Raw genomic sequence first — 15,462 nt, 5'->3', positions numbered from 1 at the left:
GGTTATGACAACTTATAGCTACCAAAAACTTTACGACTTCTCTCTTGCAGTATTTACTGCCATGGGTTGCCCACCCGATCAAGCCAAAACAGCAGCGGACACTCTCCTATCCGCCGACCTAAGAGGCGTCGACTCTCATGGTGTCGCACGACTAAGTGGCTATGTTCGACTCTGGGAAAAGGGGCGAATCAATGCCACACCAACACTATCGATTGTCCATGAAACGCCAAGCACAGCCGTTGTTGATGGAGACGCAGGTTTAGGGCTGGTTGTGGCACCTTTTGCAATGAAGGTGGCGATTGAAAAGGCAAAAAATGCAGGGACAGGATGGGTCTCCGTCAAAAACTCAAACCACTACGGTATTGCCGGCTATCATGCACTGGAGGCAGTGAAACATGACATGATCGGCATGAGCATGACCAACGCCAGTCCATTGGTTTCACCTACTTTCTCTAAAGAAAGACTACTAGGAACCAACCCCATTGCTGTGGCTATCCCAGCCAATGAGGAACCCCCATTTGTAGGTGATTTCGCAACGACTCCGGCAGCTAATGGAAAGTTGGAGGTATTACAAAGAAAAGGTGGAGAGGCACCTTTGGGATGGATTCAAGACAAGGATGGGCATGAAACGACAAGTGCTCATGGGGTAAAAGAAGGTGGCGCTTGGCTACCGCTTGGTGGCAATAGAGAACACGGAAGCCATAAAGGATATATTCTAGGATCCATTGTCGATATATTTTCAGCGGTGCTATCAGGGGCAAGCTATGGGCCTTGGGCTCCTCCTTTCGTCGCTTACCTAGAACCTGCAGCAAATCCTCCGGGTGAAGGGCTAGGACATTTCATGGGAGCCATGCGCGTGGATGCTTTCCGTCCGGCAAATGAATTCAAAGATCATATGGACAATTGGATCAGAAGATTTAGAAACTCGACACCTGTTGATCAAGATCAACCCGTTATCATCCCAGGTGACCCTGAACGTGCCATGGAAAAAGAAAGAAGATTAAACGGAATACATCTTTTAGGACCTGTTGTAGATGACTTAAATCGACTCGCTCAACGATTCGATTTAAAATCCTTATAAGTAAAATCCAACTCTGAGAGAAAGCGGGAGAATATAGGCTGTACGATCTTGGTCGTACAATACATTCCAATATAAACCTGAGAAAGCGTGACCGCCAAACAATTCGATGTCCATGGCTTCAATTCCTAAGTTGAATCCCGTTTGCCAAATTCTTTCAAATTCAGCGTTAGGTACAGGTTCCAAATATTGTAAATTCATTTGTTCATACTCCAGACGGACATGGTATCGTCGGTAAATTTGCTTTCTAACAAAGCCTCTTATGCTCCAGGAATTAGTAGCATCGCTTCGCTGTTGGCCTTGATAGTTAAAATCTCTCCTCCAATAGATATAACTAAAACTTGTTCCTGCATGAAACCCTTCCGTAATTTTATATGCTACTTCAGGACCTAGCTCAAGCGGCAGCAGATTACCATAGCCACCAATAAGCCATTTCGATTCAGGCTCATTACCTTGAATTACATCTTCTATGCTATAATAATCCTGCCCATTTAAAGAAGCTTGAATTAGAAAAAACATTAAGATGATAAATGACTTTGAATTCATACCTAACAAGCTCGTTAATCAAAAATGAAAGCCAAACCTCATAATATTTCTTGTGGGCAATGGTGCATTTTCGGTATCATACATAAGATTATAAACATAGGATATCGTACCTCCTTTGATCCTAAAAAGTCCTACGTCAAAAGTTGCCCCCAGGTTTAAAGAAGGAATCCATTGATTGACAAAACTTCCATTTATCTGTACCTCATTTCCATAAATACCCTCGATCTCTGCTCTCAATTTTAGATTCCTTATTCTGTAAGTCGCGTAAGACCTTAGGCCATACATGGTCTGATCTAACCTGAAAATAGCACCACTGCTTGTGATGTAATCCTTATTGGAATAAATAAAAACAGGGCCAGCGCCTGCCTTAATATCACTCGTCAATTGATAAGAAAAGGTTGGCCATAGATCCAAGAATTGATCATCAGGAAATGGCCAACCAAATATTTCGAACCCAATAGAAGAGCGTTCTTTAAATGGGAGCGCCATAACTGAGTCTTCAGAATCATCTTGAGAAAAATTTGCTTATGCTCGAGCTGCAATTCCTAGAAAAAACAACAAAAAAAGCAATGAGTACTTCATAGTGCGTTTATAAGTTTCTAAATAAAATACTCAAAAGCACCAAGCATTCAAAAGCTATAAAGTAAATCCAGCTCTGATCACCCATGGGCTTCCATAAGGCGAACGGATGTCATCATGGATCACATTGTACAGAATAAAGATACTGCCCCCACCTCTCTTGAAAATGGGCTGGAAAATACCCGCCCCCAAGAACAATCCGGGCACCCAATCTCTGGTCAGCTGACCAGAACCATCCAATCTCGGAACATCATTGTTGATCGACTCGAATTCTGAGTGAAAATAGTATTGGTCAAAGATTCGATATCTCATGAACCCGCGTCCGCCATAAAGGCTACTGTTCACGTCAATGGTTCGATTACTTACAAAATCATAATACTCTCTAGAAAGATAAATGTAGGTGGCTCCAGCACCAACTGACAGGTTTCGATTGATCATGTAGCCCCACAAAGGAGAAACGTCAATGTACGTGCTTCTTCCAAAGCTCAAGGCCAGATTTCCACCGAAGTATGAACGTTCGGCAAAGGACAAATGGCTCAAAGAATTATCCTTCACCGCCTCTTTAGTGGGTTGCGGGTTCTCTTCATAATACACTTGCGCCTCAAGCACACTCCAAGAGCAGCAAATAAAGAAAATAGCGAATAAGATTTTTTGCATAGTCCTAAAACGAAAAAACCCTTAAAAAAGGGTCAAATTTTTAAAATATCTTCATTCATCCGCGACAATGACGTAGAGGTCTTCGCTGGGTTTTTTCATCAAATAATGCTCTCTTGCATACTTTTCTAAGAGTGCTTTATTCGACATCAGCTCTTCTCTATCTTTCAATACCTCTTGCTTTTTGTTGATGTAAAAATCCTTTTGCGCAACCAACGCGTTGAGCTTCGAACTCAAACGATACTGGGCAATAAAACCGTTAGAATCAATGAGTGTCATCCAGATAACGAAGAAGAGACCACACAAAAAATAAAAATTCTTTGTGAATTTAGGGAGCTTGGTGAAAGGCTTCATGTACTAAAGATAGGTAGAAAGTTTTGATTTTGTCAAGAGCATAATGCGTGATGTCTTTTGAGAGATGACAGGCGAAGCGTGAAACGTAGTGCGTGTGACGGATGACAGATGACCAACGCTTAAGCTGGGAGGCAGGAAATAGAATGAATAAATTGGTTTAAGCTCACCCTTTAGGCTTGGGAAAGAATTGAGCTTAAGATGACCAATGATTAAAAAGAAAAGCCCAACTCAATACTGAGTGGGCTCTGTCTTAAATCTATGTACTCTAGTCTAAGTACTAGATACTAATACGCTTTTCTAAAGTCCTGTCCAGGAAACTTAGCAACCTCGCCCAATTCTTCCTCTATGCGAAGCAATTGGTTATATTTTGCCATTCTATCTGAACGTGAGGCAGAACCGGTTTTAATTTGTCCAGTATTCAAAGCCACGGCCAAATCAGCGATGGTGTTGTCTTCTGTTTCTCCAGATCTGTGCGACATCACAGCAGTATAGCCATTTCTATTGGCAAGACTCACCGCCTCTATGGTTTCGGTTAATGTACCGATCTGATTTACTTTGATCAGAATGGAATTGGCAATTCCGTTGTCTATTCCTTTTTGAAGCCTTTCCACATTCGTTACAAACAAGTCGTCACCTACCAATTGTACCTTGTCACCAATCTTTTCTGTAAGTGCTTTCCATCCTTCCCAATCATCTTCGAACATGCCGTCTTCAATCGAAGCAATTGGATATCTCTCAGAGAGTTCAGCCAAGTAATCTGCCATCTGAACAGGAGTCTTTTTCTCCCCTGAAGAGTCTTTGAAGTAATATACCTTTTCATCTGCCAAGTAAAACTCAGAAGAAGCGACATCAAGTGCGTAGACAAAATCTTCTCCTACTTTGTACCCTGCATTAGTCACCGCCTCAGAAATCACTTGCAAGGCTTCGTCATCAGATCCAAGATTTGGAGCAAAGCCTCCTTCATCACCGACATTTGTTGCCAAACCTCTGTTTGAAAGTACTTTCTTTAAATGATGAAAAACCTCCGCTCCCATTCTAATTGCCTGGCTGAAGGTTTCGGCTCCAACCGGCATGATCATGAATTCTTGAAAGTCAATGGAATTGTCTGCATGTGATCCTCCATTGATGATGTTCATCATGGGTACAGGTAATGTGTTCGCATTGACACCCCCTACATAGCGATAAAGTGGCAAGCCTAATTCAGCAGCTGCCGCTTTGGCTACAGCTAAAGACACGCCTAAGATGGCATTAGCACCTAAATTGCTTTTGTTGGGTGTTCCGTCTGCTTCGATCATGATCTTGTCGATCAGGTTTTGATCAAAAACAGAAAAGCCAATAAGTTCTGCGGCCAATGCATCATTAACATTTTGAACGGCCCTTTCTACACCTTTGCCAAGGTAAACATCCTTGTCACCGTCTCGAAGCTCGACTGCTTCGTGTGCACCGGTAGAAGCACCTGAAGGTACGGCGGCTCTACCCAAAATTCCATTTTCAGTGATCACATCAACTTCTACGGTTGGATTACCGCGTGAATCAAGAATCTGACGTGCGTGAATGCTTTCAATTAAGCTCATATCTGCTGTTGTTTTAAGATTTTAAAAGGTTGATAAACTCGTCAAACAAATAACGAGAATCGTGAGGACCAGGACTAGACTCCGGGTGATATTGTACGGAAAACGTTTTCTGTCCCTTAACCTTGATCCCTGCACAGGTATTGTCATTCAAGTTCACGTGTGTCAACTCAACGATATCTGATTTTTCAACATCTTCCCTGCTGACTGCAAACCCATGATTCTGAGAAGTCACCTCGGAACGGCCTGACACCAAGTTTTTCACCGGATGATTTAAGCCTCTATGACCATTGTGCATCTTGAAGGTCGACACACCACAAGCCAATGAAATGATCTGATGCCCTAAACAGATCCCAAAAAGAGGCTTACCAGAGGCCATGATCTCTTTTGCCGTAGCGACAGCATAGTCCATCGCCGATGGGTCTCCAGGGCCATTGGATAAGAAATAACCATCAGCGCCCCATGCCTCCATTTCTTTAAAGCTGGTTTTTGCCGGAAATACTTTCAGATAGGTTCCTCTCGTAGCTAAATGCTTTAGAATGGACGTCTTTACCCCAAGGTCGAGTACTGCCACCTTGTGGGTTGCTGACTCATCCCCCACAAAGTAAGGTTCCGTTGTGCTCACGAATGAGGACAGTTCAAGCCCTGACATATCGGGCACCTCTGCTAATTTTCTTTGTAACTCTTCCTCGGAAAGATCCTCAGATGAAATGATGGCATTCATGGCTCCTTTATCGCGGATTTGACGAACCAACAAACGCGTATCCAGTTCTGCAATACCCACTATGTTATTCGCCTCCAGATAAGCCTGTAAAGAACCACTACCTGTTGGTCGGCTAAAGTCATCAGAAAAATCATTGACCACCAGACCTCTGATCTGAGGGTTTGCAGACTCCTGTTCATCGTCCCGGACTCCATAGTTTCCAATATGAGAGGTTGTATTCACGACAATTTGGCCATAGTAAGAAGGGTCTGTGTAGATCTCTTGATAACCGGTCATTCCCGTGTTGAAACAGATCTCTCCTCCTGTAGTGCCAATTTTTCCAATGGCCGTACCCTCGAAACGTGAACCGTCTGCCAAGAGTAATACTGCCTTTTTACGATTTTCCTTGTGATTATGCGACATAATTTGATGGGCGTGCGATTTTTCGCATCATGCAAAAATAAGGGAGTTTTTCATGGGGTCAAAGCGGGGCGATGGATGTTTAGGTATTTGGCTCGGCACCTGGCATGCCTAGTCAATTGCAGGCAGGTGTCCACCCAAAACGTAAATCCAAAACACATTATGAAGCAACACTCAGTACCTCTTCCTCAGGTCTCCCGAGTGAATACAACATCTTTACGTGATCGTTGAAAGCTGCTGCTAACGTTGGTTTCGAATGATATGGAATACCAAACTCCTCTGCTGTTTGTTTGACGATAGGAGCTAACTTATGGTAGTGCACATGACAAATGTTGGGTAACAAATGGTGTTCTACCTGATAGTTAAGTCCTCCAACTAACCATGTGAATAGTTTATTATTGGGACAAAAATTCGTTGTGGTCAATAGCTGATGCACTGTCCAGTTATTGTCTACCTTACCGGACTCATCGGCCACGGGAAAGTCCAATGACGGCATGATATGCGCCATTTGGAAAACAAAGCCTAAGGCAAGACCTGTAACAAAATGCATAGATATGAAAGAAACGACGACCACCCATGCACTAACCGGAAGTATCGTAAGCGGTAAGACCAAGGCATAAACATAGTAAACGAGTTTCCACGCCAAAGCACCCAATTGGGCACGTGCGTATTCCCCTTCCTTATTCAAGAACCCCATTTTTTTGAATTGGCTCATTTTCACAAAGTCCTTCGCGGTGATCCACGAAAGCGTTGAAAGCCCATAAAAAAACCAAAAGTAATAGTGCTGGTATTTATGAATTGCATGATGCGCTTTATGCGGATCAAAGCGTAAGAAGAAGGGTTGATCTAAATCATTGTCTGCCTCATTGATATTGGTGTAGGAATGATGCAGTACATTATGCTGAATTTGCCAGACTGTGCGATTCGCACCGATCATGTTCATAGTTAAACTCAACACGTTGTTGACTAGCTTATTCGTAGAATATGATCCATGGATCGCGTCATGCATCACACACATGCCGATGCCCGCAGTTCCGAGACCACTTAGTAAATAAAGTACAAACACCGCCCATGGGCTAGACACAAGACCAAGGCTCATCACAATCAAGGGAACTGCAAAAAGACTTATCATCAGTGTGGTCTTAAGGTACATACTGATGTTCCCGTTTTTGGAAATGCGATTGTCTTTGAAATACCTATTTACACGTTGATTGAGCACTTTAGCGAACTCAATATCTTTTGCTCTTGAAAATTTTGGATGCTTGATAAGTTATGATTTTGTTGGTTCTAAGATATGTGATGAATTTTTCATCATTTGCAAGATAGTCAACAAATGACCGTTCCTTCCATCATTCCCAAGTGAATTTCAAAATTATATGTAAATACACAAAAAAAGCCTCCCTATGAATAGGGAGGCTTCTATATGATAGAAAAACTCTTTGCTTAGTCTTTCTTTTCTTCTTCAGTAGATTCGTCAGCAGACGCTTCCGGAGTTTCTTCAGTTTCTGCAGCCGGAGTTTCCTCAACTACATCCTCTGCAACCACCTCTTCTGCCGCTGCCTCTTCAACAGGAGCTTCTACAACAGTTTCTTCCACTTGGGCCTCAACAGCTGACGTTGACTCCTCCTTTTTCTTTCCACCTCTTCTTCTGCGCGACTTTTTAGCACCTGCAGATTTCTCGTCAGTACCCAAAAGCAACTCGTTGTAATCAACCAATTCGATGATACACATGTCTGCATTATCACCTAGACGATTACCCGTTTTGATGATTCTTGTGTAACCCCCAGGTCTTGATGCTACTTTCTCAGCAACTTCATTAAATAGGGTAGATACAGAATCTTTGTCTTGCAAGTAAGAGAACACCATTCTTCTAGAGTGGGTATTGTCGGTCTTTGCTTTTGTGATCAAAGGCTCAACATATTTTCTCAAAGCTTTCGCTTTGGCCACAGTAGTCGTGATTCTCTTATGCTGGATCAAAGAAGAAGCCATATTTGAAAGCATCGCCTTTCTATGTGATGCTGTTCTGCTTAAATGATTAAATTTCTTCCCGTGTCTCATCTCTTACTCTTCTTCAAGTTTATATTTTGCCAAGTCCATGCCGAATGTAAGGTTCTTGTCTGCGACAAGTTGCTCAAGTTCAGCCAATGACTTTTTACCGAAGTTTCTAAACTTCATCATATCAGAAATCTCAAGTCTTACCAAATCACCTAGGGTACGGACATCTGCTGCTTTCAAGCAGTTGTACGCTCTAACTGAAAGATCAAGATCGTTCAATGATGTTTTCAACAACTTACGCATGTGAAGCATTTCTTCATCTACCTGCTCAGGCTCATCCAAGGCACCTGTCTCTAAGATCATGTTCTGATCAGAGAATAACATGAAGTGCTGAATTAGAATGTGAGCGGCCCCTTGCAATGCTTTTTCCGGGTGAATCGAACCGTCCGTTTTGATATCCAAAACCAACATTTCATAGTCAGTCTTTTGCTCAACACGTGTGTTCTCAACACTGTACTTTACATTTTTTATTGGTGTAAAGATGGCATCGATCGGAATATTACCGAATACTTGCTCAGTTGGTCTATTTTCTTCAGAAGGCACATATCCTCTACCCTTTTCAACAGTCAATTCAATTTCGAATTTAACTTTTGGGTCTAGGTTACACACCAAGTCGTCTGGATTAAGGATCTCGAATGCAGAAGTGAATTTGCCGATATCACCAGCAGTGAATTTACTCTGTCCTTCGATCACCACATTGATCTTATTATCTACTGTATCAGATATCTTCTTGAACCTTACTTTTTTCAAGTTCAGGATGATCTCAGACACATCCTCCACAACACCTTCAATGGTTGAGAATTCGTGCAATACACTAGGTATTTTAATGCCAGTGATTGCGTATCCTTCTAATGACGATAGAAGGATCCTTCTCAATGCATTACCAATAGTAACCCCGTAACCTTTTTCAAGGGGCTTAAAAGTGAACAGACCGTGAAAATCGTCTGCCTTCTCCATCACCACTTTCTCCGGGATTTGAAATGCTAGTATTGACATATACTTTATTTGTTTAAAGGTTTCAAATAGATTATTTAGAGTAAAGCTCGACGATCAGCTGCTCCTTGATGTTCTCAGGAATATCTTCTCTGCTTGGCACATTTACCATGCTACCATTCATTTCAGATGAATTCCACTGCAACCAAGGGTATTTTGATGTGCTGTTGCCTGCTAAGCTATCAGTGATAGCCTCTAATGATTTTGATTTCTCTCTAACACCCACTACATCACCAGGTTGTAAATGGTATGATGGAATGTTTACGATCTCACCATTGACGGTGATATGCTTATGAGAAACCAATTGTCTTGCTCCTCTTCTTGTTCTAGCAATACCAAGTCTGTATACCACATTGTCCAATCTTGCTTCCAATAATTGAAGTAAGATCTCACCTGTAATACCTGATCTTGCCGATGCCTTTTCAAACAAATTGGCAAATTGTCTTTCGAGTACACCATAAGTGTATTTCGCCTTTTGTTTTTCCATTAACTGGACAGCATATTCCGATTGCTTTCTTCTTCTTCCTCTACCGTGTTGTCCCGGAGGATATGCTTTCTTTTGTAATGCTTTGCTATGACCAAAAATCGGTTCGTTGAAACGTCTCGCAATTTTTGCCTTAGGACCTCTATATCTTGCCATTACTCTTTACTTTCTTAATTAAACTCTTCTACGTTTTGGAGGACGACAACCATTGTGTGGTAATGGAGTCACATCTCTGATCACAGTCACCTCGATACCTGAATTCTGGATCGTTCTGATCGCAGATTCTCTTCCGGCACCTGGGCCTTTTACAAATACTTCAACTTTTCTAAGTCCAAGTTCATAAGCTTTCTGGGCACAATCTTGTGCAGCCATTTGCGCAGCATAAGGAGTGTTCTTTTTAGAACCTTTGAATCCCATTTTACCGGCAGAAGCCCAAGAGATCACTTGCCCTTGTTGGTTGGTCAAAGAGATGATAATGTTGTTGAACGACGCTTTAATATGCGCTTGGCCTAGGGCCTCAACTTGCACTACTCTCTTCTTCGCTTTATCTTTTCTTTTTTGAGCCATCTTAACTATTCTTTATCGGCATTAAAAACTCACCAATTACTTAGTTGCTTTCTTCTTGTTCGCAACAGTCTTTCTCTTACCTTTTCTAGTTCTAGAGTTGTTCTTGGTATGCTGACCACGAACCGGTAAACCTTTTCTGTGTCTTAACCCTCTGTAACAACCGATGTCCATCAAACGCTTGATGTTCAATTGCACCTCTGACTTTAACACACCTTCGATCTTGAACTCTTCACTAATGATGTTTCTGATCGCTTTTTGCTGCTCATCATCTAGATCACCAATCTTGGTATTGATGTCAACACCGGCTTTGCCTAGAATATAATTCGATCTACTTCTTCCAATACCGAAGATGTATGTCAAACCGATCTCTGCTCTTTTGTGATCTGGAATATCTACTCCTGAAATCCTTGCCATAATTATCCTTGTCTTTGTTTGAATCTAGGATTCTTTTTGTTAATCACGTACAACTTGCCATTCCTACGGATGATCTTGCAATCAGCGCTACGCTTTTTGATTGACGCTTTTACTTTCATTGCTCTTTATTTATATCTGTAAGTAATTCTTCCTTTTGTTAAATCATATGGAGACATCTCCAATTTCACCTTGTCACCCGGTAAAATTTTGATGTAGTGCATTCTCATCTTTCCTGAGATATGCGCCAATACTATGTGACCATTCTCCAGCTCCACTCTAAACGTTGCGTTAGGTAGCGCTTCGACAATGGTACCGTCCTGTTCTATAGATCCTTGTTTCGCCATATTATATTTTTACAACTTCTTCTATGTATTTATGAGTTGTTAATATTTCTGTTCTATCCTTGAATATGGCCACGGTGTGCTCAAAATGAGCTGAGGGTTTGCGGTCTTTCGTCCTTATCGTCCACCCGTCGTTCTCCTGAACAATGCTCCTTGTGCCTAAATTCACCATCGGCTCGATGGCGATCACAAGTCCTTCGTTCAACTTCGGACCCCGTCCTCGTTTACCGTAGTTCGGTACCTCAGGTGACTCGTGGAGATTACGGCCTAAACCATGTCCCACTAACTCTCTCACCACAGTGTAACCTCTGTCTTCCACATATTGCTGGATGGCAAAGGCTAAATCACCAATTCGGTTGCCAAACTTGGCCTCTTCAATACCTACATACAACGACTCCTTCGTTGCTTGCAACAGTGATAAAGTCTCTTGGGAAACGTCTCCTACGGGGTAAGTATAAGCGCTATCGCTATGAAAACCTTTGTAGTAGACTCCACAATCTATAGAGATTATATCACCGTCTTTCAATTCTTCTTCACCTGGTATTCCATGAACAACTTGGTCGTTCGGAGAAATACAAAGTGTTGCGGGAAAGCCATTATATCCTTTAAAGGAAGCTTTTGCCCCATGATCTTTGATAAACTCTTCAGCGATTTTATCTAGATCCTTTGTTTTTATGCCTGGCCTAACGTGTTTGGCCACTTCACCGTGTGCTTTGCCGAGTATTTCAGCACTCTCACGGATCAATTGTATTTCGTCTTCTGTTTTATAGAAGATCATCTTATGAAGCAACAGCTACATTCTGAGATCTTCCTCTCATCTTGCCAGACTTCATCATGCCTTCATAATGACGCATCAGCAAGTAACTTTCAATTTGTTGTAAGGTATCCAAAATCACCCCTACCATGATCAACAATGACGTACCTCCATAGAAGTAAGAGAACTGCTGACCCACACCGGCCAAATAGGCAAATGTTGGTAACACGGCAATGAGAGATAAAAAGATGGATCCAGGTAATGTGATCTTATCGATTACATCACCAATAAATTCTGACGTTGGTCTACCCGGCTTAATGCCCGGAATAAAACCACCATTGCGTTTCAAATCGTCCGCCATACTGGCCGGATTCACCGTGATGGCAGTATAGAAGAAAGTAAACGCTATGATCAACACAGCAAATACTACATTGTACTGCCATGAATACGGATTAGCAAATGCATTCGTCACGTTGTTCCAGAATTCATTCGTATCAGCCCACACTTGACCGATCAAGGTTGGCAAGATCATTAATGCCTGAGCAAAGATGATCGGCATGACACCCGATGCATTCACTTTGAGTGGAATGAACTGACGCTGACCGCCGTATACTTTTCCTCCAACCACTTGTTTAGCGTACTGAACAGGAATACGACGGGTAGCCTGCACCAAAGCAACAGTTACCATCACAACACCGAACAACACCAATACTTCAACAAGTGAGAATAAAGCTCTACTGATACCATTGGTTGTCACGAATTCGAACCAAGCTGCACCAGGCAAACTTGAAATGATACCGATCATGATCAACATAGAGATACCATTTCCGATACCTTTGTCAGTAATCTTTTCACCCAACCACATACAGAACATTGTACCCGAAGTCAACAAGATCATCGAAGAGATCATGAATAACGTTGGATTCAAAGTTGGCGAAATCGCCTCGGCAGGAATGGTCACCTGAAGATAACCCACAGACTGCGCTAGCGTCACCAAAATGGTCAACACTCTCGTGATCTGCGTCAGCTTCTTGCGTCCAGACTCACCTTCTTTTTGCATCTTTTGGAAACTAGGTACTGCTACCGTCATCAACTGGATCACAATGGATGCAGAGATGTAAGGCATAATACCCAAACCAAAGATGGAGGCTCTTGAGAAAGACCCTCCTAGCAATGTGTTTAATATACCCAAGATGCCACTGTCCGTATCCGTTAATTGGGTTGGATCGACACCTGGGAGTACAACAAAAGAGCCTAATCTAAAAATCACTAAGAAACCTAGCGTCGCTAGAATTCTATTCCTCAGCTCTTCAATTGCAAAAATGTTCTTTATGGTTGTAATGAATTTCTTCATGCTTTAGAGCGTTGTAGCGGTTCCACCTAGTTTTTCTATGGCCGCAGCCGCAGACGCAGAAAATTTGTGAGCCGTGACATCGACCTTTGCTTTCAATTCGCCTCTACCCAATACCTTGATCAAGTCATTTTTTTGAGCTAAGCCATGCTCCATCAATGTTTCGATGGTAATGGCACTCACTTTCGCATTATCTGCTAATTCTTGTAAGGTATCTAAGTTAATGGCTTTGTATTCCACCCTATTCGGGTTGGTGAAACCAAACTTAGGAACACGTCTTTGCAAAGGCATTTGACCGCCTTCAAAACCAGACTTCCTTGAGTAACCAGATCTAGACTTGGCACCTTTATGACCTCTTGTCGACGTCCCTCCTTTACCAGAGCCTTGACCTCTACCGATTCTCTTATTACTTTTTACTGAACCTTCAGCAGGTTTTAGTGTATTCAGTTTCATCTTATGCTTCCTTTACAGATACCAAATGACTTACCTTGTTGATCATGCCTGCTACTTGAGGAGTCAATTCTACCTCTACAGACCTGTTGATCTTTCCTAATCCTAAGGCTTCGATTGTTCTCTTCTGCCTTTCAGATTTTTTAATTGTGCTTTTAACTTGCGTGATAATAACCTTGCCCATCTCTTTCTTAACCGTTAAAAACTTTATCCAATTCAACACCTCTTTGTTGAGCTACTGTATAAGGATCTCTCATTTTCAATAATGCATCGAAAGTTGCCTTCACCACGTTGTGAGGGTTAGAAGAACCTTTAGATTTTGCAAGCACATTATGAATACCTGCTGATTCAAATACAGCACGCATCGCACCACCAGCAATTACACCGGTACCTTCAGAAGCCGGCTTCACTAATACGTGACCTCCGCCATACTTTCCAATCGTTTCGTGAGGAACAGTCCCTTTCAAAATCGGCACTTTCACCAAGTTCTTCTTGGCATCGTCAATTCCTTTGGTGATTGCATCAGTTACCTCATTGGCTTTACCCAATCCGTATCCCACAACACCTTCACCGTCACCTACTACTACGATTGCTGAAAAGCTGAATCTTCTACCACCTTTTACAACTTTAGCTACACGCTTGATCGCTACGACCTTTTCGGTCAAATCGATCTCACTCGCTTTTAATGATCTACTTAATTTTTGGCTCATCTCGATTAAAATTTAAGTCCACCTTCTCTGGCACCTTCAGCCAAAGCCTTCACATTACCGTGGTAGATATATCCGTTTCTATCAAATACTACATCAACAATACCGTTCGCAGCTGCTTTCTCAGCTAGCTTCTTGCCCACCTCTTTCGAGATGCTCTGATCGGTATTCTGTTTGTCACTCACTTCTTTAGAAGAAGCGTATGCCAAGGTATGTCCTTTTTCATCATCGATGATTTGGGCATAGATACTTGTATTACTCTTGAATACAGAAATCCTAGGCCTATCAGCAGTTCCAGAAATTTTATTTCTGATACCCTTTTTAATTCTAAGTCTACTTTTACTTAAAGCCATACCTCTTATTATTTAGCAGCAGTCTTACCTGCTTTTCTTCTAATTTGCTCACCAACAAAACGTACCCCTTTACCTTTGTAAGGCTCGATTTTTCTCAGTTCTCTAAGCTTCGCAGCTACTTGACCGATCAAGGCCTTATCCATACCCTCCAATTCAACAATTGGATTCTTACCTTTTTCCATTTTAGCAGACGCCTTCACCTCTGCCGGAACTTGTAAGTAAATGTTGTGTGAGTAACCAAGGTTCAATTCCACTACATTATCCGCAACACTTGCTTTGTAACCAACACCCACCAACTCTAGGGCTTTGGTGTAACCTTCGCTAACACCGATCACCATATTCGAGATCAATGATCTGTACAAACCGTGTAGGGCTTTGTGTCTTTTTTGCTCAGTAGGACGTTGCACCGTACAGATTCCATCCTCTATCTTGATGATGATATCCGGATTGACTTCTTGCGTCAATTCACCCTTTGGTCCTTTTACAGTGACCGTATTATCTTTCGCAACTTCCAATGTAACGCCTTGTGGCAGCTCGATTGGTTTATTTCCGATTCTTGACATTTTCTTCCCTCCTCTTAATAAACTTGACACAATACTTCGCCACCGATATGAAGCGATCTTGCTTCTTTATCTGTCATCACACCTTTTGAAGTAGAAACAATGGCAATACCGAGGCCATTAATTACTCTTGGAAGGTTCTCTGCACCCGCGTATTTTCTCAAACCAGGCTTAGAAATTCTTTGCAGGTTTTCGATGGCAGGTAATTTTGTAGATGGGTTATACTTCAATGCAATCTTGATATTGCCTTGAGGACCATTTTCTTCAAACTTGTAGTTCAAGATGTAGCCCTTTTCGTGCAACACCCTCGTGATCTCCTTCTTCATTTTAGAAGCTGGAATATCAACTACGCGATGGTTCGCCTTGATGGCGTTCCTTAATCTTGTTAGATAATCTGCTATTGGATCAGTCATAAGTTAATTTTTTGCCGCATTTGCGGTTCCTATTCTGGCGATATCTCCCAGCTATAGGTCATTTTATAAAAGTAAATACCTTCCGGCCTGAAACAGGCCTGCAAAGGTATTAATT

At 42.1% G+C, this 15,462-nt stretch carries 23 protein-coding genes; 1 reads left to right on the top strand and 22 read right to left on the bottom strand.

The features are described 5' to 3' along the window. Positions 1-4: 4 nt before the first annotated feature. The gene (locus AC2D6U_RS00790; RefSeq protein WP_484719027.1) at positions 5-1,081 is read left to right on the top strand and encodes an Ldh family oxidoreductase; all 1,077 of its coding nucleotides are present in this window, start codon (positions 5-7) and stop codon (positions 1,079-1,081) included. On the opposite strand, the gene AC2D6U_RS00785 is transcribed toward AC2D6U_RS00790, so the two are convergent. From AC2D6U_RS00785 to rpsH, 22 genes are all read right to left on the bottom strand, one after another. Then, on the bottom strand, positions 1,076-1,624 hold the full coding sequence (locus tag AC2D6U_RS00785; protein ID WP_484719026.1) for a hypothetical protein: 549 nt from the start codon (positions 1,622-1,624) through the stop codon (positions 1,076-1,078). The genes AC2D6U_RS00790 and AC2D6U_RS00785 overlap by 6 nt on opposite strands. Before the next feature lie 18 nt (positions 1,625-1,642). Further along, positions 1,643-2,113, bottom strand: a complete 471-nt coding sequence (locus AC2D6U_RS00780) for a hypothetical protein (RefSeq protein ID WP_484719025.1) — start codon at positions 2,111-2,113, stop codon at positions 1,643-1,645. Positions 2,114-2,260: 147 nt separating this feature from the next. Continuing rightward, on the bottom strand, positions 2,261-2,860 hold the full coding sequence (locus tag AC2D6U_RS00775) for a hypothetical protein (RefSeq protein WP_484719024.1): 600 nt from the start codon (positions 2,858-2,860) through the stop codon (positions 2,261-2,263). 51 nt (positions 2,861-2,911) lie between these two features. Continuing rightward, complete coding sequence (locus AC2D6U_RS00770; protein WP_484719023.1) at positions 2,912-3,211, bottom strand: FtsB family cell division protein; 300 nt, start codon at positions 3,209-3,211, stop codon at positions 2,912-2,914. A gap of 284 nt (positions 3,212-3,495) precedes the next feature. Next, positions 3,496-4,785 (bottom strand): phosphopyruvate hydratase, encoded by a 1,290-nt coding sequence (eno, locus tag AC2D6U_RS00765; protein WP_484719022.1) that lies wholly within the window; start codon positions 4,783-4,785, stop codon positions 3,496-3,498. A 13-nt stretch (positions 4,786-4,798) separates the two neighbouring features. Continuing rightward, positions 4,799-5,908, bottom strand: coding sequence for a glutamine-hydrolyzing carbamoyl-phosphate synthase small subunit (gene carA, locus AC2D6U_RS00760; RefSeq protein ID WP_484719021.1), 1,110 nt, complete (start codon positions 5,906-5,908; stop codon positions 4,799-4,801). Positions 5,909-6,065: 157 nt separating this feature from the next. After that, positions 6,066-6,989 carry a fatty acid desaturase family protein gene (locus AC2D6U_RS00755; protein WP_484719020.1) on the bottom strand — a complete coding sequence of 308 codons (924 nt, stop codon included), beginning with the start codon at positions 6,987-6,989 and terminating at the stop codon, positions 6,066-6,068. A gap of 359 nt (positions 6,990-7,348) precedes the next feature. Next, a complete protein-coding gene (rplQ, locus tag AC2D6U_RS00750) occupies positions 7,349-7,963 on the bottom strand; it encodes a 50S ribosomal protein L17 (protein ID WP_484719019.1) in 615 nt (204 codons plus the stop codon). A 3-nt stretch (positions 7,964-7,966) separates the two neighbouring features. Beyond that, entirely contained in the window at positions 7,967-8,956 is a 990-nt protein-coding gene (locus tag AC2D6U_RS00745; protein ID WP_484719018.1) for a DNA-directed RNA polymerase subunit alpha, read from the bottom strand. Positions 8,957-8,987: 31 nt separating this feature from the next. Next, the gene (gene rpsD / locus AC2D6U_RS00740) at positions 8,988-9,593 is read right to left on the bottom strand and encodes a 30S ribosomal protein S4 (RefSeq protein WP_484719017.1); all 606 of its coding nucleotides are present in this window, start codon (positions 9,591-9,593) and stop codon (positions 8,988-8,990) included. 18 nt (positions 9,594-9,611) lie between these two features. Beyond that, complete coding sequence (gene rpsK, locus AC2D6U_RS00735) at positions 9,612-10,004, bottom strand: 30S ribosomal protein S11 (protein WP_484719016.1); 393 nt, start codon at positions 10,002-10,004, stop codon at positions 9,612-9,614. Between the two features lie 36 nt (positions 10,005-10,040). Next, positions 10,041-10,418: a 30S ribosomal protein S13 gene (gene rpsM, locus AC2D6U_RS00730; RefSeq protein ID WP_484719015.1), complete on the bottom strand. Its 378-nt coding sequence runs from the start codon at positions 10,416-10,418 to the stop codon at positions 10,041-10,043. 2 nt (positions 10,419-10,420) lie between these two features. Next, positions 10,421-10,537 (bottom strand): type B 50S ribosomal protein L36, encoded by a 117-nt coding sequence (ykgO, locus tag AC2D6U_RS00725; protein WP_084375668.1) that lies wholly within the window; start codon positions 10,535-10,537, stop codon positions 10,421-10,423. A 6-nt stretch (positions 10,538-10,543) separates the two neighbouring features. Next, complete coding sequence (gene infA, locus AC2D6U_RS00720; RefSeq protein ID WP_069835056.1) at positions 10,544-10,762, bottom strand: translation initiation factor IF-1; 219 nt, start codon at positions 10,760-10,762, stop codon at positions 10,544-10,546. Position 10,763: 1 nt separating this feature from the next. Continuing rightward, positions 10,764-11,537 carry a type I methionyl aminopeptidase gene (gene map / locus AC2D6U_RS00715; protein ID WP_484719014.1) on the bottom strand — a complete coding sequence of 258 codons (774 nt, stop codon included), beginning with the start codon at positions 11,535-11,537 and terminating at the stop codon, positions 10,764-10,766. Between the two features lies 1 nt (position 11,538). Beyond that, positions 11,539-12,867 carry a preprotein translocase subunit SecY gene (gene secY, locus AC2D6U_RS00710; protein WP_484719013.1) on the bottom strand — a complete coding sequence of 443 codons (1,329 nt, stop codon included), beginning with the start codon at positions 12,865-12,867 and terminating at the stop codon, positions 11,539-11,541. A gap of 3 nt (positions 12,868-12,870) precedes the next feature. Further along, on the bottom strand, positions 12,871-13,317 hold the full coding sequence (rplO, locus tag AC2D6U_RS00705) for a 50S ribosomal protein L15 (RefSeq protein ID WP_484719012.1): 447 nt from the start codon (positions 13,315-13,317) through the stop codon (positions 12,871-12,873). A gap of 1 nt (position 13,318) precedes the next feature. Then, the gene (gene rpmD, locus AC2D6U_RS00700) at positions 13,319-13,498 is read right to left on the bottom strand and encodes a 50S ribosomal protein L30 (protein ID WP_484719011.1); all 180 of its coding nucleotides are present in this window, start codon (positions 13,496-13,498) and stop codon (positions 13,319-13,321) included. Positions 13,499-13,505: 7 nt separating this feature from the next. After that, positions 13,506-14,024: a 30S ribosomal protein S5 gene (rpsE, locus tag AC2D6U_RS00695; RefSeq protein ID WP_484719010.1), complete on the bottom strand. Its 519-nt coding sequence runs from the start codon at positions 14,022-14,024 to the stop codon at positions 13,506-13,508. A 5-nt stretch (positions 14,025-14,029) separates the two neighbouring features. Further along, positions 14,030-14,374 carry a 50S ribosomal protein L18 gene (rplR, locus tag AC2D6U_RS00690; protein WP_484719009.1) on the bottom strand — a complete coding sequence of 115 codons (345 nt, stop codon included), beginning with the start codon at positions 14,372-14,374 and terminating at the stop codon, positions 14,030-14,032. An 8-nt stretch (positions 14,375-14,382) separates the two neighbouring features. Then, positions 14,383-14,937, bottom strand: coding sequence for a 50S ribosomal protein L6 (gene rplF, locus AC2D6U_RS00685; RefSeq protein WP_484719008.1), 555 nt, complete (start codon positions 14,935-14,937; stop codon positions 14,383-14,385). A gap of 14 nt (positions 14,938-14,951) precedes the next feature. Next, complete coding sequence (rpsH, locus tag AC2D6U_RS00680; protein WP_484719007.1) at positions 14,952-15,347, bottom strand: 30S ribosomal protein S8; 396 nt, start codon at positions 15,345-15,347, stop codon at positions 14,952-14,954. Positions 15,348-15,462 lie beyond the last annotated feature (115 nt).

It is taken from the genome of Roseivirga sp. YIW32 (genome assembly GCF_057219245.1).
This window is presented reverse-complemented; position numbering and strand designations above follow the sequence as displayed.